Raw genomic sequence first — 23,758 nt, 5'->3', positions numbered from 1 at the left:
ATGATCGCCCCCGCCGCCGCGCCCGGACTGCTCCGCCTCTCCGATGTGGCCGCCGTGCTGACACTGGCCGCCGTCGCCGCGGCTCTGATACTTGCCGACCCCTACGCCGCCGTCCCCGACCACCTCCGCCCCGGCGCCTGGAGCCAGGACACGATCTCGGCCCCCGCCGCGCTGGCGCTGCTGGCGGTGAACGCCCGGCTGCGGCAGGGCTGGGCCAAGGGCTGGCTGATCTGGGCGGGGCTGATCGGCTATCAGATCTATGCTTACGGGCTTTACAGCTTCGACCGGGTGATGAACCCGGCCTATCCGCTCTATCTCGCGGTGCTGGCCGCGAGCGTTCTGGCCGCGGTCCTTTTCGTGCGCGCGGTCGAACCCGGGCGGCTTGTCAGCGCGCACCGTCCGCCCCCGCGCCGCATTGTCGCTGGACTGTTCGGGTTGCTGGTGGCGCTGTTCACGGCGCTCTGGCTGTCGCAGCTTCTACCCGCCATGGCTGCGCGCCAGCCCTTGCCGGGGCAGACGATCTTCGTGCTCGATCTGGCCTTTGCGCTGCCGCTGACCGGGCTGACCGCCTGGCTTCTGTGGCGTGGCACTCCCGTGGGCGACCTGATGGCGATCCCAATGCTGATGAAGGTGGCGGTGCTGGGCGTGTCCGTATTTCTGGGCACATTCTACACTTGGGCCTTTTTCGACGGGCCGTTTCTGGCCTTCGATCTGGCGCTTTACGCGCTGATGGGCTTCGGCCCGGCCGCGCTGATCTGGCCCTTCTGGCGCGGACTGGAGATTTCGGAGGCGCCCGAATGATCCGCCGCACGGCGCTCCTTGTCCTCCTTGCGGCCGGTCTCGGGCTGGGGTGGAAGGCACTACCGGGCCGCACTCCCGTCCTCACGGGCCCCGATCCCATCGCGGCGCTGGAACCGGTCGCGATCGGCGGCATGACCCAATGGCTGCTGATCCGCGGGCATGACCGGACCGCGCCTGTTATCCTATGGCTGCATGGCGGGCCGGGGGCGGCGCAGATGCCACTCCCGCATGCCACCACCCGCGCGCTGGAGCGCGATTTCGTCCTTGTCCATTGGGACCAGCGCGGCGCGGGCAAGTCAAACCCGCGCGGCTTCGACCCAGCCACCATGACGCTGGAGCAGTTCCTGCAGGACGCGCATGAGGTCACGCGTTACTTGCAGGCGCGGCTTGGGACCGAGCGCATACTTGTGTTGGGCCATTCCTGGGGCACGATGCTGGGCGCGCGGCTGGTGGCGCGCTGGCCCGAGGAATACGCGGGCTATATCGGCGTGGGCCAGCAGGTCAGCACCCCGCGCGGGGTTGCGGTGACGCTGGACCGCCTTGCACCGCTGATCCGCGCTGACGGCAATTCAGCCGATCTGCGCTGGCTGGAGGGCGCGACACCCGAGGGGTTGATGAAGCACGCGGCCTATGTGGCGATGATGCAGCGGCTTGACCGCTACAGCGGTGGCATGAATGTGCCGACATGGCGGCTTGCGCTGATGCTTGCGCGCGCGCCGGAATACAGCCTTGGTGACCTTTGGCGCTGGCTGGATGGGGCCATCCGGGGCAGCGGGTCGATGTGGCCCGACTACCGCTCGCGCGACCTGCTGGCTGAGGTGCCAGAGATGCCAGTGCCGATGCTACTCATCTCTGGCGCGCGGGTTCTAAACACGCCGGTTGAATTGGCCGCCGAGTGGTTTGTGGGCGTTGACGCACCGCAGGGCAAACGACACGAGGTCTTGAAACCTCCGGCCACGCGCCCTTCCTGACCGAGCCAGCACGCTTCGCCGACCCTCGCGTTATCTTCGTGCGTTCGCGATCAGACGCTTGCGAGCAGCTTTGATTCAATCTGTGACTTGCGCCGTTGCATGGAAATAACGCGGCGCCATTCCAGGCCACCGCGCTCCGTCCTACGGTGCGAGGTATCTTTCACGCAGTATGAACAGAGTGCTTGACATGTTACCTACCGGTAACGTATGTATGTTACCGGTAGGTAACAGGAGATTCGCATGCCCGTCGATCAGGCCCGAGACCGTGACGCAACCGAGGCGAGCCTCATCGCCGCGGTCGAGGCGATCATCCTCGAGGAAGGTTTCGGCGCCGTCGGGATCAACACGATCGCCCGCAGCGCCGGGGTCACCAAGCCGCTGATCTACCGCTATTTCGGTGGTCTTTCCGGCCTGCTTGCCGCCTATGCCGAGCAGGGCGATTTCTGGTGGCGGGTCGACGACGTTCTCGCCGACCCGATACCCGCACCAGATTCGCCCGACGCCCTGGCCCGGACTCTGGCGACTGTATTCGAGCGCCACGCGGCCTTCCTGCGCACGCATCCGGTGACGCTCGAAGTCATCACCTGGGAAATGTTGGAGCGCAACGAGTTGACCGAGGCGCTTGAGACGGTGCGCGAGACGCGCAGCGCCGAATTGATGACCCGCCTCGCCGTGCGGTTCGACCTTCCGCAGCGCGAACTCGCGGCGCGCCTGCAGCCGATGCTCGCCCTGCTCGGCGGGGCGGCAAACTATCTCGCAGCACGCGGCCGGCGAATCCGCCGGTTCGGCGGCATCGACCTTCAGAGCGACGAAGGCTGGCACGATCTGAACGACTGCGCGGCCGAAATGATCGCGGGAAGCCTCTCGCGATCCTGACCACGGACGGCCCTGAACGCCGTCAACCGATAAAGGAGACCTTGACCATGACTTCCCGACTCAACCGACGCGGCGCCCTGCGCGCGCTGACCGGCCTCACAGTCCTTGCTGCTGGCGGTGGCGTCTGGCACGCCCATGCCAGCGGCGCGATGGGTAACGGCGCGTCCTCTGCCTACACCCCTTGGTACGCATGGCGCAGCGGCGCTGATTCCGGGCCGCTCGCCATTGTCCGCGCCGGCATCCTGGCCGCGAACGCTCACAATACGCAACCATGGCGGTTCGAATTCGACGCAAACGGGATCCGGCTCCATGCCGATCACGACCGCCATCTCGGCGCCTTCGATCCCTACCGCCGCGAGATGACGCTCTCGCTGGGTTGCGCGCTTGAGAACATGATGCTCGAGGCTCGGGCGCAGGGCTACACGCCGCGGCTGACAATGACGCCTGCGCGGCTGGAACTGGGCGGACCGCGAGACAGGACGAGCCCGTGTGCGCATCTGACTCTCGAACCGGCTCCGCATGACAGCGATACGCTGCACCAGGCGATAGGTCGGCGCCATACCCACCGCGGCGCCTATGTGCCTGACCTGCCCGTCGATGCAGAAACGCGGGCGTTGCTGCGCGAGACTGGCGCGAGTCCGGACGTGCGGCTCTTCCTGCTGGACTCCCCCGAGCAGATGGCGCGCTTCGCTGAACTGACCGTGGGTGCGACCGAACGGATCATCACGGATCACGCCATGGCGACGGCAAGCGCCGCCTGGTTCCGCTTCAACCGCCGCGACATCGAGACCCACCGCGACGGGGTGACGATCGACGGGTTCGGCCTGCCCGCGCATCTGACCGCGGCACTGAAGATGCTGCCGCCGCCCAGCGACGAGGAGGCCGACCGGCAGTGGCTGCGGGCGACGCGCGAGACGCATCTGCCCACTGCGCCGCTCTTCGGCCTGGTCGCGGTTCGCGACCTCTACGACCGGGCCACAGCGCTGCAGGCCGGCCGCGCCTGGCAGCGCATGCATCTGCTCGCCACCACGCGCGGCCTCGTCGCCCAGCCGCTCAACCAGCTGCCGGAACTCGTCGATCGCGAGGCGGAGTTGGGTCTGCCTTCCGCAACCGCCGATGCTTTGGCCGAACTGCTCGGCACCGAGGAATGGCGGCCGACCTTCGCCTTCCGCATGGGCACAGCCGAACTAACGCCACGCCCAAGCCCCCGCCGCGGCACCGAACTGGTCGCCCGCGCCGTCTGAACCCTCCGCTTTCCCAACCGAAAGGAACCACCATGACCTACAGTGCTGCCATTCTCCCATCCGCCCGCAATGGTCTGATCGCCATTGGATTCGGCGCTGCCGCGGCGCTCGCCGCCGGCATGGTCGCCGATATCCGCGGCTTCGATCAGACGCGCGGCGGCTACGAGGCGCCCTACACCGGTTTCACCGGAACGCCGATCGACTGGTCCGAAGTCGAGACGACCGACACCGGCATGCGCCGGGATGGCTACGTCATCGACGTCACCGTCGATTGCTCTTCGGGCATGATGCATTTCGATCTCTTCGGACTGGCAATCCCGTTTCGCACCTTTTCGGAGCGGGCGCTCGTCGTCCACCGCCCACGCGAAGCCTGCATCGAGCGCGGCTTCGATCCACAATTCTGACGGCGCTGCGTTCCACGTCGGAGCCTCGTCGCCAACCCTGCCCAGCGCAGGAGCGGGGGCGACTGATCCCGAGCTGGCCTGCCGGAGACGATCCGGCAGGCCTAAGCCTTGAGCGAGGAAAAGCCGGTAATTTGAAGTTCTCAGCCACTTCCGAATGGAGGGATTGGGTCGGACATTTTATTCTGTGCCAGCAAAGCGGATCGTCCTGCTGCGCTCCGTCCTAATGTCGGTGAAGGGTTCTGCACCGCGAACCAGTGCGGCAGTTCGCATTTAGAGGGGCAACGATGGAATGGCTGCTTCAACCGCGTGCCGCGAACGGATTGCCGCACATGCATCTATCCGCAGTCCGCCCTCCACGTCGGTGACTCCGTAAGCGCGAAAAGGTATCTGCGCAGGTGTACCGCATGGCAGAAAGGGGGTGCTACGGCCTCCACTCCGGCACTTGCTGATCAGCCCGCAACGCAAACCGACGAGCCTGAAGACCTGCGAAAATCGGCGCAGGGCCGTCTGCGTTGTCCCCGTTGATCGGTAGGGAAGCACGCGCTTCGGCCTGAAATCTTTCGGCGATGTTACGCTGGCACAGCCATGCTCGTTCCCACCAATCGAGGATTCGATCCATGCTGTTATCCAGCACCTCGGCAGCAGGCAACCGGTCGCGCTTGCCATGGCGGTTGACGGTCGGATCGGATGGCAGGAGGTTCCAGAGGTCCTCGCAGGGCCATGCGGCCCAAGGCAGGCAATGGTCGATGTCGAGTCGTCTTTCTGTGAGTTTTCGGCCCGTCCAGACACAGAATACCGAGCTGTCACTTATCAACATTGCAGCGGTTTTGCGGGCAAAAGCGACGTCCCGGCTGGGTTCGTGCCAGCGCATAGCACGGGCTACCAACGCTGGATCGAGATCGCGTCCTTGGCCCCGAGCATAACCTTCCATCAGTCGCACCCATTCCGCAACCAGCGCCGGTTCGATCCAGACGTCATGACGCACCATGGCACGCCATAGATGGAGTGGTACCCGAAGTTCACCGAAGTCCCAGAGATATCCGGCATCGACGAAGAGGCGCGCTGGTGCCATACCCGCACGCCCGGTGCGCGTTGGCAGTACTGGTGCTTGTGACCCGGGGAAGGTCATGTAGGTGGCCGGCATCCGCGCGATCGTAACAGCGGCGTCGCGCAGCGCAGCATGGAGCGCCGCTGCTCGCATGCCGCTAAACTGCGCTCCCACCCGCAGATCGGATGCCGAGAACTCAGCGATTCCGTGCCACCCGTCCTTGATGAACCCGAGCCCCACCGGTCCGCGATTGCGTGGCATTTGCGGAAGATCGGCGTCGATAAGGGGTTTATAAAGTCGCAGCCAGTTCAGCGCGATCAGCCCGAGGGGCAAGGCCATGGTGGTGTCATCGACGGCCCGGGCCATGCCCTGGGCGCCATCGGCGGCACGAGCTACTGCGCGCAACAGAGCAAGTTTGTAGGTGGCTGATTTAGCGTCGTTGAGGATGACGTGGCGCAGAAGAGGAAGCGCCCCCGTCCCGTCGTCTGGAAGACGCAAAACCAACTGTGCCCATGAGACCTCATCTCTTCCGAGGCGATCGGGGGTATGTTCCACGCTTACGACAGCGACTCCGTGGTCCCGCGAAAGCGCTTCAATCTCAGCGACATTTACTGGATGCATGTCGCGGTCGGGCGCTGGCGGTCCGAGCCGGAGGGTGATGGATAGCGTGCCGCCGGGCTTCAGAAGCGTGACCAGTTTGCGAAAAGCGCGAGGGCGGTCACCGGGCGGAATATGCATCCAGACTGCAGAAAGCAGGATGACATCAAACGCCGTGCTGAGACGGAATACCGCTTCAAGCCCCGGCAGGGTGTCGGTCACCCAAGAAATGCCAGGCAATGGGTGTCGTCTTTGGCCTTGTGCGCGCATTGTGGCTGAGGGCTCAACCGCAAGCACACTGTGTCCCAAATTGGCCAGCCAGGCTGCGTCGCGCCCTGAACCGGCACCCACATCGAGGATGGCGGCCGGCGCCGGGGGCAAATGCGGAATCAGTGCCTGATGTAGAACCGCCGGATCAACGCTCTGATATTGCTCAGCAAGTGCGCGTCCGGACTCTCCTTCATATCCCCGCGGCGGCTTTCCCATGGATATCACGCCACCGACCGGAATATCTCGAAACGTGAGGCAAGCCGATCCCTGTCTGGGCGATCCCGTTCCCGACCGGGCAAGTGTATGACCTCGCCGTTGAGGGATTTTAACGCCTCAAGGACAGGACCGTCCTGTTGGGAGAGGAGTTGTTCAGACACATGCAGGCGGTAATCTGGATCGATGCCGATCAATTGGGCATCAAAGGCAGCATGGTGGATCTTCGAGAGAGGCAAGCCATTGGGCACGACGGGCTGGCCGAACCGCTCGTCAGCATCAGCGACGATATGGGCGGCATCCAGAAGCCGAGCTTCCGGCAGGCGCGACAGCGCGCAGCGGCCTCCGTAAGCGGCGATGACTGCGGCGCGGAACTGGGCTTGATGCAGCCGTTGCTTGACCAGTCGCAGCCCATAGCGCCGTTCGGCGGCGTTTTCTGGTGGAGCCATTTCACTGGCCGCAGCCTCGCCGAAGACGACTTGGGCTTTAAGATTCCGGGCGTCCCAATCTCCTATAAATGCCGGTAAGATGGCGTGATACCGCTTCGGGGCGATGCCCAGAAAATAGATAACGGGGATTTGCCGCTCCCAGGCATCTCGAAGCCATTGGTTGTCGGCGGACTCAGGATTATTGCCCATGAATGCATAGTCGACCGCCTCGTGCCCACCGTAGATCTGCGCATGGACTTCGCGCTGATCATCATACCACACACGGCGGCCGACGCTTGGAAAGACTGTCCGTATCGAGAGGAGGTATGGCATGCGTCTTGGCTTGAAAATGCCGCGCTGTGGATTGACCAGTGGGACCCTCTCACCCTCGAAGGTGAAGCCTGCCAAAAGATGTTCCGACGTCAGAGCGTCATGGAGCATTCCCAGTTTGCGAACATGGGAAAATGCGGCGAGGCGCAGGGCGGTATCCGGATCATCCGCGTCCATCGACTTTGCTCCATTCACCCTTCGTTAACCCTTTTAGCTCAAGGTGATACTATGCATGTTTGGAGCTTTTGCATAGCTGCAAGCCAGCGCGAGCCAGACCTCGCCCGTGGCTTCGTACGCGCCCGCACTGCGGTCGAGGCGCTACGGCGTATCGGCCATCCTGACGCAAACGTCTATCAATGCATGTGCGATGTTGATCTGCCCTCCGGCAGCGGTCCCTTCTATGAGCCCGCCGACCACGACGTATGCCGGGTGTTTCGACAATAGGAGCGATGCACCGGTCCCTACACTGCAGGTATTCTTGGTAAAAACATGTGCTCGACTATCGGGGCGCACCGTGGTCACAGCCGCCCCAGATCGATATCGACCGAAATCGGGCAATGGTCTGACGGATACTCAGCGACTGGCCCGCTGAAGGTCGTCTCGGTGAACGAGCCCTGCAGCTTCGCACCAACCGCATCATCGTTCAGGATCAGAAAATCTATGAACTCGCGGTACTGGGGCAGGCAGTTCGGGCGGATGCCCGCGCCTGCAATGTGCAGGTCATTATACTCGTTGAGAACAGCCCAGAAGGCGTCATTCGGAACCTCGAGACGGCGGTTCAGGTCGCCGCCAATGAGGACGGGGCCGTTATGCGCGTCATACCAGTCGCGCAACACAGGCAGCTGCGCGAAGAGATCGCCGCAGGCTTGACGTCCTGTGCCTTCAAAGCAGCCGGATTTCAGATGGGTGTTGAGAATGGTGAGAGGGCGGGGGCCTGTCAGCTCGATCAGCACGCCATGGCGTAGCGACCCGCGCCCCGAGACATCGAGCGCTTTGAGATCGGGCAGACGGCGATGCGCGACATCCTTGCGGATGACAATCGCCGCGGCCTGAAACGAGAGGCGTTGGCCAGGGGTATGTCGGCATTCCGGATAGGATCGACGCGGCCTGCGCTCCTCGATATGCACCACCCATTCATCGTCCTCGAACACACGCGCAAGGGCGGCTGCCCCTTCGATTTCCTGCAAGAGCCAGATATCGGCATCGACTTCTGCGATGACATCGCGCACGCGCTGGAAATCCGCCTCGCTGCGCGGCCGACAGCCGCTGTCATTGCCTGCAACCAGATGTTCGATATTCCAGCTTGCGATCCGCAGGGGCTCGGCGCTGGCCAAGGATGCCCAGAACAGGGCGGCGATGATCGTCAAAATGCGCATCTTTTTCTCCAAAAATTTGTTTTGATAAGCAATCCAAGCCCTCGCCCGCGGGACGCCGGCCATGGACAAAGCGGTGATATGTTTCCGTCGATCATAGCGGTCGGATTGCAAAGGTGCCAGACGCGCGGGGCTTTGATCGCGAGCGCGATGGCTGGGTGCGACCGTGACGCCCGCCCACCACGTGACCTCATGAGTGAAACATAGCATACCGCTCCGACCACTGTCTGACATGTCCTGCAAGACCACATATAAGCCGCCATCATGGCCCATCGTTATCATTCATGTTGTTACGCCCTGCGAGATACCCTAAGCCCCGTCGCAGAAACGTAGTGCTCGGGACATGAAAGGATCCAGGATGATAGAGACGCGCGACGAGCAGCCCAATGTAGTGACCGAGGAAGTGCTGCGTGGTTTTCTGGCGGGTGGGTATTTGCTGGAATTGGTCTGCACCCAAACCGCCGAGAGGCGTCACAACACATGGTATGGTACTTGGATGGCGCGCGCTGTGACTGAGGATGGCCGCCACGCCATGCGGCTTGTGACCAGTCGCAGCATTCTCAAGACGCGCGAGTTCAAGACCATCGTGGGCCTCGTGAGCTTCCTCGCGGAGATGGGCTGCACGACAGCCAGCATTCCGCTGAAGGAAGGCGGGTGCGAGCGCCATGCGGCTCCAGGCCAGCTTGCGTAAGTGCGCGCTATTCACGACCGCGACCTGAGGCGCCCCGCGATACCTGCCCCTTACCTCTCACGTTACCGGCCTTGCAGCCTTGCAGAAATTCACCCACCGGCTTTTGACGGATGGATGGTCAAAACTGACGGCATAGCGGGCGAGATTGCCCCTGAACTTCTCGGCAATCCTGTTCATGCAGGGTCGCGATCGCCCGCTGGGGAGGTGGGTGCGAGCGAGGCTGGCCCAGTATTCATCATACCGGATCGGACCAGAGGCCGGAAATGCCGGGGTGCTCTTCTGATCCTGAGGATTTTCAAGGGTAATTGATTTATCTTGGAAATCTTTCTTCTTGGGCGGACAGGAGCTGTCCGGGGTGGCTGATATCTTCTTTCTGAACCAATCGCAGAACCCTGCAAATCGCACGCGGTTCAGCAGGTTCTTGTACCGATGATGCGGGCTCTTGCGGTATTCGCGGGCGATGAGGCCGAGGATCTTGAGCTCGGCCAGCCAGCGTCGGACTGAACGGATGGTCACACCGAAGCGCTCCGCGATCGCCGCATTCGCCAAGGGGCGCGTCTGAAACGCGCGCCCGGCTGAGAAATCATAGCGCTGTTGCTCCAGCCAGCCCAGGAGGTCGATCAGGACCGAGACCTGTGCGCGGCTGACATGGGAGGCGAGCAGAGGGCGCACCACCTCCTCGAGATAGGTGCGGAAACTGGCGGATGAGGGTTTGAGCGGCTTTGGGTTCTTATTCATGGGTCTTGCTTCTGTTCAGAGGCAGGAAACCGGCCGCAGGAGATCATTCGCACAAGATGCGTTTTTCCACTTGCGATTGGGGAGATATCGAGCTACTCAACCCATGGTTTTTGTTGGCGTTTCCAAGGCTGGCACCTTGGCGTTGGTGAGCTCGATATCTCCCCCGTAGGTTTCCTGCGGGGGTTTTACTTTTGCGGTGAGGGGATGGCCTTTTCTGGTGGGGGGTGTCTGGGCCGCGCAGGTGATGCTCAGCGGGGCGCTTGGCGTCAGTAATTCACGAATTCAGTGTGCTTGCGGCCTTCATGGTCTTCATAGCGGATCGCGACCACGGGACTGTGCCCAAACCACATGCCGCCAGAGGGCCAGTTCTCATAGTGAGAGACGCGCCATTCCCAGCAGCCATTGTCCGTCTCACGCACACAGACCTGGATCGGCACGCGCCGGATGCGATCTGACTCTGCCAGCCATTCGGGCCCATGGCGCAAGCTGGCGCTGACCCAGCGATGACTGCCGTCCTCGAGATAGACCCCGCGCTGCGTGTGATCGCGCCAGGAGTTCGGCGGATCGTCACGGTCCATGGGAGGGAAGGTGCGGATGTGATAGATCTCGATGGCATCGCGGTATCCACGCACCTGATCGGTCAGCCCGTCCGGGCCAAGACGGATTTCCGGACTGCCCGGGGCGGGAACAAAGCCAGCGGGCAGGCCCATCGGGCAATTCCAGAGCTGCAAAGGCGGTGTGACCGGCCAGGGCGTGATGCGCCGGATCATCGTGGCTTTGGCAGCCATGCATTCCGCGCTCGGGGGAAACCCACCCGCAAGGCAGAGAAGGATGGCACAATCGATCGGATAGGCCTGCGCCTTGGGCGCAGGGAGTGCGGTGGCTGTCAGGGCAAGCAGCAGGGTCGCTGCGCGGGATGTGAACATGATCAGACTCTCTATTGTCGGGTGGGAATGTGACGAAGGAGCCGGGCGCCTGAGGCCAAGCCTTGATCTGAGTTGGCCGGTCGTCCTCATGGCGGCGCCCTGCGCAGCGCCTCGAGAAACGCGCCATATTGCGCGGTGACCTCAGCCGCCTCGCGCCAGGCACGCGCGCGCTCGGCATCGATACAGCGGAAATACAGGGTGACTTCCGAGAGGTAGTGTTCGAACTCCGCGCGCAGAAGGTCCTCGAATTCGCGCATGAGCCCTGCGTCGCTAGGCAGGTCTGGCGGGATCAGCGGGAGGCAGGGCTCCGCATGGCCTTGAGCCTGCAGCGAGGCGGCAGAAGCGCAAAGCATCACCAGCCCCAAACCCGCCCGGATAACGGACGTCTTCGGCCAGACCCTCACGTGCCTCACGAATCGCCCGCCCCCGAAACCGCCATGGACGATCTGATTGGGAGGTGATTCGCACGTGCGCAACTGGCGGAGAACCCGACCGTGAAGCGCCGTCACAGGGCAGCGCCGAGAGCCCTCACCACCCCCGAAATGCTGCAGTTGCATTGGTGCGCTACCCTTGCAAAACAGGCCGGGACAAAGAGTAAACAGAAATCGTCTCATGGTTGTGTTTTCCGGGTTGTGCCTCAAGAACTGGGTGTCTAAACAGCGCGCCAACACAACTGATAGAGGATTTGAAAAATCATCATTTCGACTACAGCGTGCATCAAATGCCCGCCTGCCTATGTCGGAGGAGCGATTTTTCTGCAAGTGCAAATGAGGATTTAAGGTATTATAGTAAAACAATAATCTGACTGCAGTGCTGCTGTGACAGCGCGGGTTTTGCCTGTCTGCATACTGCCCGAATTGCGCCCTACGGAACTCAACCTGAAGGCGTTTTAATTTCAATCGATGAGCCCCGCTATCCTTGAGGGGCTGTTCAGGAAACCTGTCGCTGGATGACGGGTGATGGCGAGTGCGCTGCACTCAGATCACCCTTCGAGCCAAGGCCGCGCAGCTGAGGTTGCGCGGCAGGAGCGCGGCTGTGCCGAGAGCGGCGCGAGGGCCTGAACAGCATGACGAACACGCGCGGTGAAGGCCTGCGATCTGCAGGATGTGGAGTGCGGATTTTATGCGCGTGAAGTCTTGTCCCGGGGCAGCGGTCCCGACTGTGACCCGGCCCATGGTTGCTTCTTTGGCCATGCCTGTGATGTTGCCCGCAGCATTGTCCTTGGCCCTGACCCTCGGGTCCCCGGCACTCGCGGGCGAGGGGCTGATCCTGCGCTTCGGGGCCGATGGCAGTTTTGGCCCCTCCCAGAACACGCGCAGCTTTGCCAAGCATTATGCCGGTGGCGAGCTGATCGCGCCCTTGCGCGAGGCGGCTTTGGTACCCGATACGGCTGAGGGATCACGCGCTGATCGCCTGCGCGTTCGCCCGGCACCAACCGCCCGCCCCGAAATCCTTGCGCTGATTTCCGAGACTGCCGCCCGCTATGCAGGCCATGAGGCCTTGCGCGCCGTCGGGCTCAGCGCCTCGGACTGGGCGCTGCTCTTCCAGTCCAATATCGAGATCGAGAGCGCCTATAACCCGAATGCGCTTTCGCATGCAGGCGCCATCGGGCTGGGGCAGCTGATGCCTGACACGGCCCGCAGCCTTGGTGTCGATCCCCATGACATGGCCCAGAACCTTGATGGCTCTGCGCGCTATCTGCTGTGGCGTCTGGCGCAGTTCGGAAGCCCTGAACTCGCGCTTGCGGCCTATAACGCGGGTGCGGCCGCTGTGATCCGCCATGACGGCATTCCCCCTTACCCCGAGACCATTGGTCATGTCCGCAAGGTCATGGCTGTGTTTGACCGCCTCCAAGGAGAGACATTATGACCAGGATACTGACCAACCGGCCTTGGGCCATCGCCATGAGCTTCGGCATCATCGCCCTGATGCTGATGGCAGCCCCCGCGCTTGCGCAATCGATCGACCTCAACCCGGTGACCAGCCTCTTGCAGGGCATCATCGACACGGTCACCGGCCCTCTGGGCATAGCGATTGCCACATTGGCCGTCGTGGGCATTGGGCTGTCGTGGTTTTTCGGGATCATCGATTTTCGCCAGGCGATGTTCGTGGTGATCGCCATCGCCATCGTCGCCAGTGCCGCGACCATTGTCAGCGCCATCTGGCAGACCTGACGGGTAGCCCAGGCAATGTGCGCTCGTTCGACCTTGTTTCTTGGCCTCGTGCGGCCCCCGCAAATGCTGGGGCTGCCCATCCTCTATGCGGTCCTGTGGATTTTTGGGTCAGTACTGGCCCTGATCTGGTCGCAGTCGCTCTGGGCCTTTGCCCTATCGGCTGCGGCCTATCCGGCACTCTGGCTCGCCGCCCAATGGGACCCGGCATTTGTCGAGGTCATTCGCGTGGTCTCCGAGCACACGCGGCCGACCAGAAACCGCAAAATCTGGGAAGGTGACTCCTATGCCCCGTGATCTTGGCGCAGGCGCAGGCGCCGCGCATATCCTGCCGCCTTGGGCGGGCGATGAGGCCCGCCTCGCGCATCATCTGCCCTATATCAAACTCGTCGATGATCACACGATCCTGACGCGCGGCGGCGAATACATGCAATGCATCCGGGTGAGCGGCACCAACAGCTTCACGGCACCCGATGGCCGCCTCGACAAGACCCGCGCGATCATCGCCGCGGTCATCGCGCAAAGCGGGGCGGGGTTTTCCTTTTACGTGCATAAGGTCTCGGCGCGCGTGCCAGTCGAGCTCAAGCCCATGGAAGCGGGCGGCTTTGCCGAGGCGCTGGACGCGCGCTGGCAGGATCATCTCGGTGCCACCGGTCTGCGCGACCGCACGCTGACCATCACTGTGGTCAAGCGCACGACCATGCTCGAACGCCTGCCGCTCTTGCGCAGACGCGCGGGTGGCCAGCGCGCCCGGCAAAGCCGCGGGCAGATCGCGCGGCTGAAGGAAGTCGTGGAGTTTCTCACCCAAAGCCTGACCGAGATGGATGCGCGGCTTCTGAGCGCCTCCTCGGGCGAATTGCTGGGGTTTCTGGAAGCCCTGCACACAGGGATCGAGCTGCCCACCTTCCCGCGCGGCTTTCCCTCCACCATCGCCGATGATGTCGCCAATATGCGGGTCACGTATCGCGGCGACAGGTTTCTGGTCACAGGTGGGTCGGGCGAGGATCGCATTGGCCAGATCTTTACGGTCAAGAACTACCCCAGCCAGACCTGGTGCTCCATGTTCGACGATCTGGCGCTCCCAATCGACATGGTCGTGACCCACAGCTTCACGCCGGTGAATTCAAGCGTGATGGGCGACCGGATCAAGCGCCAGATCCGCATGATGCGCGCGGGCGATGATGCGGCGATCTCGCTGCAAAACGATCTCGTGCAGGCCGCCGATGATCTGGCCTCCGAGCGGCTGATCTTTGGCGATCACCATATGAGTGTCGCGACATTTGCCGAAAGCGAGGCCAAGCTCGACAGTATCGCGGCCGAAATCCGCAATATCGCGGCCTCCGTCGGCGTGAAGCTGATGATGGAGAAATACTCTGGCCGCGCGAGCTATTTCGCGCAGGCACCCGGCAATGCGAGCTACCGCGCGCGCCGCGCCACGATCACCAATCTCAATTTCGCCGATATGGCGGCGCTGCACCGCACGCCACTGGGCAAACCGGGCGACCGCGCCCCGTGGGGCACACCGATCACGATGTTTCCGACACCTGAGCGCTCGGCCTATCGCTTCTCCTTCCATGAGAAGGGCAGCCCGGACTCTGAGCCCACCAGCGGACATACGATCATTCTGGGCCGATCCGGCTCGGGCAAATCGGTGCTCGCCACATTCCTCATGGCACAGGCACGGCGCACTGGCGCGCGCATTTTCGCCTTTGACTATCGCTACGGGCTCGAGATGGGGCTGCGCGCAATGGGCGGGAGCTATCAATCTATCCGGGCAGGCGAAGCCACAGGCCTGAACCCGCTCTGGGTCGAAACCGATGCAGCCGGGCGCGAATGGCTGACCGATGCGCTGATCAGCCTTCTGGAATCGCGCGGCGCGCAGCTCACGCCGCAGCAGACCCATGCGGTCCAGGCCATCGTGCGGCGCAATGCGGAAGCGGGCGATCCATCCTTGCGCAACTGGACGGAATTCGCAGGCCAGTTCCGCTCAATCGATGATGGTGGCGATCTGGCAGAGCGCGTGCGGGAATGGACGCCGCAGGGCCGTTTCGGCTGGGTCTTTGGCACGACCGTCGAGGACCGCTTCTCGCTTGAGGGCGATGTGCTGGGCTTCGATCTCACCGGGCTTCTGGACGCCGAGAATGAAACCGCGCGCATGGCTGTGCTGAGCTATATTTTCCGCCGCATCGAGCGCAAGATCGAGGATCGCCGCCCCACCATCGTGCTGATCGATGAGGCCTGGAAGGCCTTCGACAACTCCTATTTCGCGAACAAGCTCGAAGACTGGCTGGTGACCGCGCGCAAACAGAACACTGTCGTCGTCATGATGACGCAGTTTGCCTCGCAGCTCGACAAGTCGCGCGTGGGCAGCACGATCATTCAGGCGCTGCCGACCCAGATCCTGCTGCCGAATTCGCGCGCGAAAGCTGGAGATTACGGCCCGCTGGGCCTGAGCGAGAAAGAGCTCGATGTGATGCTGAACGCGCTGCCCGCCTCGCATCTGGGGCTCATCCGCGATGATCAGGGCGCCCATATCATCGACGCCAATCTCGCCCCGCTCGGAACCCTATTGGCCGTCCTTGGCGGCCTCAAATCCGGCGAGGCAATCGTCGGCACGGATTATCGCGACACACCTGAATTCTGGAGACGGGCCCTATGAAAGTTGCCGTGTTTTTGTTGATCCTCACATCTGTCATCGCAGGCTGCGCCGCGACACCGTCCGCGCCCGTGCGCTCGGACTGCTTCCGCGCTGACGGCACCCCGCGCTGCAAGTTCACGCCGCTGCCGGCCCTCTGGGCGCAGGAGGCGGCGCGCAATGCGTGATGGAATGCGACGACCCGCAGGTCTCGCGCCTGTGGCGCTTGCCATGGGATTGGGCGTCTGGGCTGCGGCCCCGGCACTCGCCCAAGGCGTGCCGATCTTCGATCCGGCACTGGCGGCGGAGAATGCGCGCCAGATGGTCGAGCGCCTGCAGGATCAAGCCCTGCAAATCGGCAAGGGCGAGCAACGCGCCCGGATCGAGGAGATCAAGCGCGAGCAACTGGCGCAGCTCGAGGCGATTATCGAGAGCGGGACGATCTCACCTGCGAGCATGTCAGCCACGATCCAGAGCCTCGAGGCGGGAGCAGGGACAGAGACATCCGCCGCCGCTGTCTATCCCGAGAGTGAGACCAGCCTGCCTGCGCGGCAGCTCTTTGGCGATGCGCGCCAGAATGTCGAGGAAATCATCATCCAGGGCGCGCGCGACACCTATCATCATCCCGGTGTTGCCCGCGCTGGCCTATCGCCAGTGCAATGGCGCGCGCTGTTGCAAGCGCTGATCTGGCAGGAAAGCCGCTTCAACCCCGCCGCCGAAAGCCCGGTTGGCGCTTATGGCCTTACCCAGATCATGCCCGGCACGGCGAGCGATCTGGGTATCAACCCCGCTTACCGCACGGATCCCTTGTTGCAAGTGCAAGGCGGTGGGCGCTATCTCGCGCGCCGCCTTGATCAGCTGGGCGGTGATATCATTCTGGCGCTCGCGGCCTATAACGCAGGGCTGGGTCGCGTGCAGCAATATGGCGGCGTGCCGCCCTTTGCCGAGACACAGAATTACGTCCAGGTGATCCCGCGCAAATACAATGAGTATCTGCGCCTCATCGGGGGCGAGGACGCGCTTGGCACGATCTCGGCCGGCCATATGGCCAATGCCGAACTTGGCCTGCGCGGTATGGCCGCCATTGGCTATGCGGAACTGGGCCACGCCAATATCCGCCACGCTGCCGAGCGTCTGGCTGCGATCGTGCGCCAGGTTGGCGAGGGCGCGGATTGGGCCGAGGCCCAGGCGCTCAACACCTATGCCCGCGCCGAGATCGGGCGGCTGCTAGTTCTGTCCATGCGCCTGCAGGCCGCGCGCGCCCAACCCCTGAGTGCAGAGCAGCTGATGGTCATCGCCCAGATGGCCGATGAGAAGCGCTTTGCCGATCTGACCCTTGAGGAGTTCTGAGATGCGCCCGGCATATGTTTCATCCCTGATCGCAGCCTATCTGAGACCGCGCCGGACCGCCCGCCTGCGAACCAGCCGCTTTGCTCTGGCAGCGGCGCTCGGTATCGCGCTCGCGCCCCTCACGGCACTGGTACCCGCTCCTGTCCTCGCGCAGGGCGTGCCGACTTTTGACGCACAAAACTTGACCAACCAGATCCGGCAGCTCCAGCACATGCTTGATGATATGGGCATTCAGACGGATCAGCTCGACGCGCTCTTGGAACAGGTCAGCCTTCTCGATGATCAACTCACCCAGCTGCAGGATATCTACGGCATCCTGACCAGCGAGAACCCGATGTCGCTTCTCCGGGGCGGGGATCTCGACTGCCTTCTGCAGCAGGACTTCGAAAGCCTGACCAGCGCGGTCAGCAGCCTCTCGCAGGGCGATCTGATGGGCGCGCTCACGGGCGGTTGTGGCAATATGGCAGCCTCGGTCGAGCGTGTGCTGACCAGTACAGGTCTGTCGCCTGCCATCGTCCAGCAACTCTCGCAATCCGAGGTCACGGGCGAGCGTCGGCTGGGCCAGCAGGCCTCGGCCGCGGTCGTTTCCAGCGCGGCCGCGCAAAGTGCCCATGAGCGCTCGAACACAAGCGTGCGGCGCATCGAGATCATGGTGGGCGAGATCGGCAACCTCAATGATGTCAAAGCCTCGGTCGATCACAACACGCTGGTGACCGCCGAGATCGGTATCATCCTTTTGCAGATGCTGGACCTGCAAGCCGCCCAGACCATGGCCGATGGCGTGGCCGGTGTGGCAACGGCTGCCCAGCAGGCCGAAGAAAAAGCGTTCTCTGACCTGACCATGCCGCCCCTGCGGGTGCAGCAATGAGAGGTTTTGAGCGCAAGCCCAAGGCACTCCCCGATATCGGGGAAACCGTCACCGAAGAGCTCGTCTTCGGGGCACTGCGCCGCGAACGGCTCTGGCAGATCATGGGCCTCAGCGGCGCAGGCTTTGGCGCTGTTATGGGGCTTGGCATGATGCTGGTCGCCTTCAAGCACGAGATGCCTGCCCCGCAGCTGGTACCGTTTGACACGGCAACCGGTGCCGCTGTGCCCTGGGCCGAAGTGCGTGCGATTTCACTTACTGAAGAGCGCGCTGTCACCGAGGCGATGATTTTCTCCTATGTGCGCGACCGCGAGACCTTCAACCAGCTCGACAATGATCTGCGCGTGCGCTCGGTGATGAGCCGCTCCACGGGCGATGCAGCCGCCAGCATGCGCAGCCTCTGGAGCAGCGCGAACCCCAACTATCCGCCGACGCGCTATGGCTCTGCCCGCATGGATGTCGAGATCATCTCGATCGCACCCCTCTCGGGCAACCGCGCACAGATCCGGCTGCGCAAACGCCTGCGCTCGAATGAGGGTGATCAGATCGGGAATTTCACCGTCACGCTGGCTTATGATTTCGAGCCGATGGAGTTGCGCGAGATCGCCGATGTCTGGGCCAATCCCTTCGGCTTCAAGGTCCGCGAATACGCCATCACCTCTGACCGGTTCGAATGAGGATTTTGCAATGAGATTTGCGCCCCGGAAACTGATCCCCCTGTCACGCGCGCCGATGCGACTTGCGGTCAGCACGGCCCTGGGCCTGTTGCTCTTCTCGGGGCCGCTGGCCGCCGAGATCACCCCGCGCGCAGGCCCGCATGATGCCCGCGTGCGCGATGCCATCTATATCGACGGGCAGGTCTATAACCTCGTGCTGATGCTCGAGCGCGTCACCACAGTAGAGCTGCCGCGCGGCGAAGAGATCGTCTCGGTCGTGGCCGGCGACACCCAGAGCTTTGATTTCGACGCTGTCCCCGGTGGCCGGGCCTTTGTCATCAAGCCCAAACGCTCGGGCGCGCGCACCAATATCACCGTCTTCACCAACCGCCGAACCTATTACTTCGTGGCCCAGGAATCGCGCAACACCGCCTTCTATTCGGTTCGCTTCACTGTGCCTGCAGATCAGGCCCGTGAGCGCGGCGCGCGTGTGCCGGAACACCGCGTTATCAACAACCGCTATGGCGGCAGCGCGATGACCGCGATCACGCCGCAAGAGGTCTGGGATGACGGGACCTTCACCTATTTCCGCTTCTCGGGCGCGCGCGAGCTGCCCACGATCTTCGCGATCTCCGACGGGATGGAGCGCATCGCGAATGGTCAGGTTCAGCGCGACGGCACAATCCGTGTGAGCGGCACCAGCCCCTATTGGGTCTTGCGGCTGGGCCAGCTTGAGACCGCCATCGCCAATCTGGGGGTGCGGCAATGAGTGATCCGTCCGATCTCTCCTCGCGCCTCAAGGCGCTCGAGGATGATTTTGCAGCGCCCAAAGCCGCAAAACCCAATTCGCCATTGCTGGTGCTGGGAATCTTGGGGGCGGCGGCCGTCGTCGGCACTGGGGTCTATTTTGCCCTGAGTGGGCCTGAGACCACGCCGCGAATGGCGACGCAGAGCGCGCAGGATTTCCAGATCGGGGGATCGGCCTTTGGCGACATGGATATGGCGCGCCGTGATCCGCCGCCCGCGCCCCCGCCAGCCGCTGCGCCAGAGCCCGAGACACCCAGCGAGATGACAGCGCTGCTCGAGCAACTCTCCGCCATGCAGGCGGAACTGGCCGCTCTGCGCGACACACCCACACGCCCCGATGACGGGCGCGCGAACGAACTCTCCGATCTGCAGCGCCAGATCGAGGAGATGCAGTCTGCGGCCAATCAAGCGCAGCGCGAGGCGCAAGAGGCCGCGCGCAGGCTCGATCGCGAGCTTTCCGAGCGCAATCGCGAGATCACCCGGCTTGAGAGCGAATTGCAGATGGCGCGGCTTGCGCCCCCGCCTGTGCAGATCGCAGGCGATACCCGTGATCTGGAGCGCGAGGAGCTGGAACGCCGCCGCGCCGCCGCCGAGGAAGCGCGGCAGGCGCGCCTCAACTCCCCCATGCTCGCCATTGGCGGGCGCGGTGGCAGTGCCGGGGCGGAATCTGAACAAGAGGCCCGGCGTCTCGATGACAATGAAGACTTCGTGCGCAGTGTCGGGCGGCCTGCGCCGGTCGAGCGCGCCAGTGTCATCGTCAATCCGGCCAATACCGTCACGCAAGGGGCCGTCATTCAGGCCTCGCTGGAAACCGCCATCGACTCGAGCCTGCCCGGGCCTGTGCGTGCAGTGGTCACGCAGGATGTGCATTCCTATGACGGCACGCGCATCCTGATCCCGCGCGGCAGCCGGTTGATCGGGCGGTATTCGGCCAATGTCAGCATCGGGCAATACCGCGCCATGGTCGCCTGGGAGCGCATCATCCTGCCCGACAATCAAAGCGTGGCCCTCTCGGCCTTTGGCGGCGATGCGATTGGCCGCGCGGGCGTTGCAGGCCGTGTGAACCGCCGCTTTGGCGAGCGCTTTGGATCGGCGGCGCTCATCTCGCTGCTCTCCTCCGGCCCCGCGCTTGCCGCGCGCGAGATCGAGAATGACATGGCCCGCGATGGTGCCACCCGCGTCTCGGGCGATCTGCGCGATGCCACGGGTTCGGTGCTGAGCGATTATCTGAGCCTGCCGCCCATCATCACCATCAACCAAGGCGCGCGCGTCACCGTGATGGTCGACCGCGATCTGGAGATTTTCTGATGGACGGGCTGATCGCGCCGCGCGCGAGCGGCGGGCAGGCGAGTTATTTCGCGCAGGAAATGGAGCGGCTGGGGCCGATTGTGAAGGACCCAAGCCTGGTCGAACTGTGCGTCAATCCCGATGGCCGCGTCTGGGTCGAGCTGCAAGGCGATGCCATGATGCGCGCCACTGACCAGACCCTCTCGCAAACCGAGATGGGGGATCTGGCAAGCAATATCGCCTCCACGGGCAACAGCACGCTGGGGCGCAGCCGTCCGGTGATTTCGGGCTCGGTTATGTTTGCTGGGCGCGCGGTGCGCTATCAGGTCGTGGCCCCGCCGGTGGTCGAGCACGGGCATTCCATCTCGATGCGGTTTTTCTCGAGCATTCCGCTGGAGGCGATTGAGCTCAAATTCCTCCATGGCAAGGAAATCTCGCTCGGCGCGCAGCGCGCGGCTTTGGGGCGGGAGTTAAAGGCGCTGGTCGCGACAGGTGATCTCGATGCTGCCGCGCGGTTTTGCATCGCGCATAAGCTCAATCTCATCGTTGCAGGCGGCACCTCGACGGGCAAGACGGTGCTCGCGCGCAAGCTGATCTCCTTTGTGCCCGCGCATGAGCGGATCATCACCATCGAGGAAGCGGCCGAGCTTTTGCCCACCCAGCCCAACACCGTCACCCTCCTCTCCGAACGAGAAAACCCCCTGCGCTCGACCGATGCCCTGCTCACCTCTTCGCTGCGCATGCGCCCTGACCGGCTGATCGTGGGTGAGGTCCGCGGGGCCGAGGCGATGACATTTCTGGAAGCCATCAACACAGGCCATGGCGGCTCGATCACGACCCTCCATGCCGAGACCCCGCAGCTTGCCATCTCGCGCCTGGCCATTGCCGCGCTCAAATCCAACCTGCCGCTCACCTATGACAATATGTGCGCCTATATCGCCCGCTCGATCGATGTGATTGTCCAGGCCGGGCGCAAGGACGGCGCGCGCGGCATCACCCAATTCTATTTCCCCGCTCTTCCCGATGAATAGGACCCCCGGATATGAAACACGCCCTCCTTGGCCTTGCGCTGACCTTTGCTTTGCCCGCCCTCGCGCAGACCGCGCCGGAACTTCGTGATCTCGACCCGGACACCCTGCCGCCCGCACCTGCGGAGAGCGCGGCACACGACTTGACCCTGCCAGAGCTCTACACCTCCGCCGAGCCCGACCGCGAGGTCAATGGCTGCATCGTCCCCGGGCGACCCGACTGGCTGGTCGAGATGAACCCCGCGACGACGAATGAGCGAATGATTGTGCACGGGATGCAGCGGCTTCGGTGGAAACAGGCCGTCGTTGAAAGCGGGGAGTGTTCCTGTGAACTGCGCTATCCGGACTGGGCTGCGATAATCTCTGATTTCAACGAAAACTATGCACTTCTCGATCGCCAGGCGATGTTCGAAATCGACATGGCATATCACGACAAAGCCGCTGCTTTGCGTGCAGAGGCAGCAGCAATTTGTCATGAACACGGACGATAGGAATGAGCGGGATAGTCTCTTGGATTGTCGGAACGGTCGACGGCTATCTGGATGGGGCAGGCGAGACCACATTTGGGGCGCTGGTCTCATCTGTCGGCACGATTGGCATGGCGATGGCAACCTTGGCGGTAATCTTTGTCGCGCTCAATGCAATGCTGCAGGTCAAGTCGATCGATCTACGCACGGCTGTCATGCTGGGGGTCAAGCTGGCACTTGTCGGAATTTTTGCCCGCAACTGGGCAGAGTTCAATTCCGTGACGAACGCCATCATCGGCGGATCCGAGCGATTGGCGGGCGTCATGGTGGGCGCAGCCGGAGGTCAAGGAAATGGGTCGGCGCAGAACTTTGCTGCGCAATTTGACAGAATTATCTCAGACTATATCGGTATGGCGAACTCTATTGGCAGCGCCATGAACTGGGTCGGCGGCGCAGTATTCACAAATATCGCTGTTATCATTCTGGCGGCGATGGGTGCAGCGGCAGGCCTGATGATGGTTTTCGCCAAGCTGATGATCACCTTCTATGTCAGCATCGCACCGATCATGATCACCATGTCGCTCCTGAACGCCACCAAGGACTATTTCCAGAACTGGCTGACCGGGATCATCAGCTATGCCTTCTATCCGATCATCATCGCAGCGGTTTTTTCGGTGATCATATCGATGAGCCGAAGCATGGCCGCAAATGTCAATGCGGGCGATCTGGCGACCCTCGGTCAGGCGATCCCCTTCTTCGCGATGATCATCATGGCCTTCTTTGCGATCTTCCTGATCCCCGTGATCATGCGCCAGATCACAGGCAATATTCAACTGACCTCCGCCATGAGCGGCCCGATGGCAGCCCTTGGCACACTCTCTGCCGCGCGCATGGCTGGACTTATAGGACGGCCCGGGCCAGTACAGCCCGCAGGCCCTGGCGCAGGTGGCGCAACGCGCGGACCCGCGCCCGCAGGCGGCGGCAGTGCCGCTGCACGGGCGAATGCGCGCATGGCCCGATCAGCGCGGCTGGCAGGGAGATGAGCATGGAATTGACGCCGGTGAGCTTTGGGATGATCGCGCTTGGCGCACTCCTCCTCGTAATCATCGCCGCCTGGCTCTCGCGCAAGGGCATTTTCGCGCCGCCGTTCGAGCGGCGTCCGCTCATGAACCAGACAGAACTGCGCCTCTTCAAGATGCTGCGCGGCGAGTTGCCCGCAGGCTGGAGCGTGATGTCTCAGGTGTCCTACGGCGCCTTCCTGCGCAACAAGAGCTTCAAGCGCTATATGAGCATCAATTCCAAGCGCGCGGATTTCGTGCTGCTGGGTGCCGACCTGAATGTCGCTGCCGTGGTCGAATATCAGGGCAAGGGTCATTTCGGGAACTCCCGCGACAGCCGCGCCCGCGCCGAGAACAGTGATGCCGTCAAGCGGCAGGCCCTGCGCGAGGCGGGGATTGCGCTGATCGAGCTGCCTGCAAAGTTTGACCGCGAAACTGTCACAGGGATGATCCAGACCTTGACCACGCAGGATGACAAGGAAGGGCAGCGCATGGGTGTCAAGCCCTGAGCCTCTGCACCCGCG

At 63.1% G+C, this 23,758-nt stretch carries 25 protein-coding genes; 19 read left to right on the top strand and 6 right to left on the bottom strand.

Annotation, left to right across the window (positions count from 1 at the left end):
• From BG457_RS07730 to BG457_RS07710, 5 genes are all read left to right on the top strand, one after another.
• The gene (locus BG457_RS07730; RefSeq protein WP_071796455.1) at positions 1 to 801 is read left to right on the top strand and encodes a hypothetical protein; all 801 of its coding nucleotides are present in this window, start codon (positions 1 to 3) and stop codon (positions 799 to 801) included.
• Positions 798 to 1,772 carry an alpha/beta hydrolase gene (locus BG457_RS07725; RefSeq protein WP_071796454.1) on the top strand — a complete coding sequence of 325 codons (975 nt, stop codon included), beginning with the start codon at positions 798 to 800 and terminating at the stop codon, positions 1,770 to 1,772. The genes BG457_RS07730 and BG457_RS07725 overlap by 4 nt, the downstream gene beginning before the upstream one ends.
• Before the next feature lie 240 nt (positions 1,773 to 2,012).
• The gene (locus tag BG457_RS07720; RefSeq protein ID WP_071796453.1) at positions 2,013 to 2,648 is read left to right on the top strand and encodes a TetR/AcrR family transcriptional regulator; all 636 of its coding nucleotides are present in this window, start codon (positions 2,013 to 2,015) and stop codon (positions 2,646 to 2,648) included.
• Between the two features lie 47 nt (positions 2,649 to 2,695).
• Entirely contained in the window at positions 2,696 to 3,892 is a 1,197-nt protein-coding gene (locus tag BG457_RS19685) for an Acg family FMN-binding oxidoreductase (RefSeq protein WP_084657537.1), read from the top strand.
• 32 nt (positions 3,893 to 3,924) lie between these two features.
• Positions 3,925 to 4,296 carry a hypothetical protein gene (locus tag BG457_RS07710; protein ID WP_071796452.1) on the top strand — a complete coding sequence of 124 codons (372 nt, stop codon included), beginning with the start codon at positions 3,925 to 3,927 and terminating at the stop codon, positions 4,294 to 4,296.
• 421 nt (positions 4,297 to 4,717) lie between these two features.
• On the opposite strand, the gene BG457_RS07705 is transcribed toward BG457_RS07710, so the two are convergent.
• The 3 genes from BG457_RS07705 to BG457_RS07695 form a co-directional block, all read right to left on the bottom strand.
• Positions 4,718 to 6,427, bottom strand: coding sequence for a class I SAM-dependent methyltransferase (locus BG457_RS07705; RefSeq protein WP_071796451.1), 1,710 nt, complete (start codon positions 6,425 to 6,427; stop codon positions 4,718 to 4,720).
• Positions 6,428 to 6,432: 5 nt separating this feature from the next.
• Positions 6,433 to 7,359 carry an HNH endonuclease gene (locus BG457_RS07700; protein ID WP_071796450.1) on the bottom strand — a complete coding sequence of 309 codons (927 nt, stop codon included), beginning with the start codon at positions 7,357 to 7,359 and terminating at the stop codon, positions 6,433 to 6,435.
• Positions 7,360 to 7,700: 341 nt separating this feature from the next.
• The gene (locus BG457_RS07695) at positions 7,701 to 8,558 is read right to left on the bottom strand and encodes an endonuclease/exonuclease/phosphatase family protein (protein ID WP_175546763.1); all 858 of its coding nucleotides are present in this window, start codon (positions 8,556 to 8,558) and stop codon (positions 7,701 to 7,703) included.
• Between the two features lie 355 nt (positions 8,559 to 8,913).
• On the opposite strand from BG457_RS07695, the gene BG457_RS07690 reads away from it, so the two are divergent.
• Positions 8,914 to 9,246, top strand: a complete 333-nt coding sequence (locus tag BG457_RS07690) for a hypothetical protein (protein ID WP_071796448.1) — start codon at positions 8,914 to 8,916, stop codon at positions 9,244 to 9,246.
• A gap of 57 nt (positions 9,247 to 9,303) precedes the next feature.
• Here BG457_RS07690 and BG457_RS07685 read toward each other — a convergent pair whose 3' ends face one another.
• The 3 genes from BG457_RS07685 to BG457_RS20205 form a co-directional block, all read right to left on the bottom strand.
• On the bottom strand, positions 9,304 to 9,984 hold the full coding sequence (locus BG457_RS07685; protein WP_071796447.1) for a hypothetical protein: 681 nt from the start codon (positions 9,982 to 9,984) through the stop codon (positions 9,304 to 9,306).
• Between the two features lie 266 nt (positions 9,985 to 10,250).
• Positions 10,251 to 10,910, bottom strand: coding sequence for a hypothetical protein (locus BG457_RS20555; protein ID WP_071796446.1), 660 nt, complete (start codon positions 10,908 to 10,910; stop codon positions 10,251 to 10,253).
• An 86-nt stretch (positions 10,911 to 10,996) separates the two neighbouring features.
• Positions 10,997 to 11,167: a hypothetical protein gene (locus BG457_RS20205; RefSeq protein ID WP_175546762.1), complete on the bottom strand. Its 171-nt coding sequence runs from the start codon at positions 11,165 to 11,167 to the stop codon at positions 10,997 to 10,999.
• Between the two features lie 1,006 nt (positions 11,168 to 12,173).
• On the opposite strand from BG457_RS20205, the gene BG457_RS07670 reads away from it, so the two are divergent.
• From BG457_RS07670 to BG457_RS07610, 13 genes are all read left to right on the top strand, one after another.
• A complete protein-coding gene (locus BG457_RS07670) occupies positions 12,174 to 12,779 on the top strand; it encodes a lytic transglycosylase domain-containing protein (protein ID WP_071796474.1) in 606 nt (201 codons plus the stop codon).
• The gene (locus tag BG457_RS07665; protein ID WP_071796444.1) at positions 12,776 to 13,084 is read left to right on the top strand and encodes a TrbC/VirB2 family protein; all 309 of its coding nucleotides are present in this window, start codon (positions 12,776 to 12,778) and stop codon (positions 13,082 to 13,084) included. Before BG457_RS07670 ends, BG457_RS07665 begins: the two co-directional genes overlap by 4 nt.
• Before the next feature lie 15 nt (positions 13,085 to 13,099).
• Positions 13,100 to 13,378: a VirB3 family type IV secretion system protein gene (locus BG457_RS07660; protein WP_071796443.1), complete on the top strand. Its 279-nt coding sequence runs from the start codon at positions 13,100 to 13,102 to the stop codon at positions 13,376 to 13,378.
• Positions 13,368 to 15,740, top strand: a complete 2,373-nt coding sequence (locus BG457_RS07655) for a VirB4 family type IV secretion/conjugal transfer ATPase (protein ID WP_071796442.1) — start codon at positions 13,368 to 13,370, stop codon at positions 15,738 to 15,740. Before BG457_RS07660 ends, BG457_RS07655 begins: the two co-directional genes overlap by 11 nt.
• Positions 15,741 to 15,896: 156 nt before the next feature.
• On the top strand, positions 15,897 to 17,066 hold the full coding sequence (locus tag BG457_RS07650) for a lytic transglycosylase domain-containing protein (protein ID WP_245770954.1): 1,170 nt from the start codon (positions 15,897 to 15,899) through the stop codon (positions 17,064 to 17,066).
• A gap of 1 nt (position 17,067) precedes the next feature.
• Positions 17,068 to 17,934, top strand: coding sequence for a type IV secretion system protein (locus BG457_RS07645; RefSeq protein WP_071796441.1), 867 nt, complete (start codon positions 17,068 to 17,070; stop codon positions 17,932 to 17,934).
• Positions 17,931 to 18,608, top strand: coding sequence for a VirB8 family type IV secretion system protein (locus tag BG457_RS07640; protein WP_071796440.1), 678 nt, complete (start codon positions 17,931 to 17,933; stop codon positions 18,606 to 18,608). The genes BG457_RS07645 and BG457_RS07640 overlap by 4 nt, the downstream gene beginning before the upstream one ends.
• A gap of 10 nt (positions 18,609 to 18,618) precedes the next feature.
• Positions 18,619 to 19,356 carry a TrbG/VirB9 family P-type conjugative transfer protein gene (locus BG457_RS07635; RefSeq protein WP_342715426.1) on the top strand — a complete coding sequence of 246 codons (738 nt, stop codon included), beginning with the start codon at positions 18,619 to 18,621 and terminating at the stop codon, positions 19,354 to 19,356.
• Positions 19,353 to 20,702, top strand: coding sequence for a TraB/TrbI/VirB10 family type IV secretion system protein (locus BG457_RS07630; protein WP_071796439.1), 1,350 nt, complete (start codon positions 19,353 to 19,355; stop codon positions 20,700 to 20,702). The genes BG457_RS07635 and BG457_RS07630 overlap by 4 nt, the downstream gene beginning before the upstream one ends.
• Positions 20,702 to 21,712, top strand: a complete 1,011-nt coding sequence (locus tag BG457_RS07625) for an ATPase, T2SS/T4P/T4SS family (RefSeq protein ID WP_084657536.1) — start codon at positions 20,702 to 20,704, stop codon at positions 21,710 to 21,712. Before BG457_RS07630 ends, BG457_RS07625 begins: the two co-directional genes overlap by 1 nt.
• Positions 21,713 to 21,723: 11 nt before the next feature.
• Complete coding sequence (locus tag BG457_RS07620) at positions 21,724 to 22,200, top strand: hypothetical protein (protein ID WP_071796438.1); 477 nt, start codon at positions 21,724 to 21,726, stop codon at positions 22,198 to 22,200.
• A gap of 2 nt (positions 22,201 to 22,202) precedes the next feature.
• On the top strand, positions 22,203 to 23,219 hold the full coding sequence (locus tag BG457_RS07615; RefSeq protein ID WP_071796437.1) for a TrbL/VirB6 family protein: 1,017 nt from the start codon (positions 22,203 to 22,205) through the stop codon (positions 23,217 to 23,219).
• A 2-nt stretch (positions 23,220 to 23,221) separates the two neighbouring features.
• A complete protein-coding gene (locus BG457_RS07610; RefSeq protein WP_071796436.1) occupies positions 23,222 to 23,743 on the top strand; it encodes a DUF2726 domain-containing protein in 522 nt (173 codons plus the stop codon).
• The last annotated feature ends 15 nt before the right edge of the window (positions 23,744 to 23,758 follow it).

This window comes from Natronohydrobacter thiooxidans, from assembly GCF_001884735.1.
Lineage (GTDB): Bacteria > Pseudomonadota > Alphaproteobacteria > Rhodobacterales > Rhodobacteraceae > Roseinatronobacter > Roseinatronobacter thiooxidans_A.
This window is presented reverse-complemented; position numbering and strand designations above follow the sequence as displayed.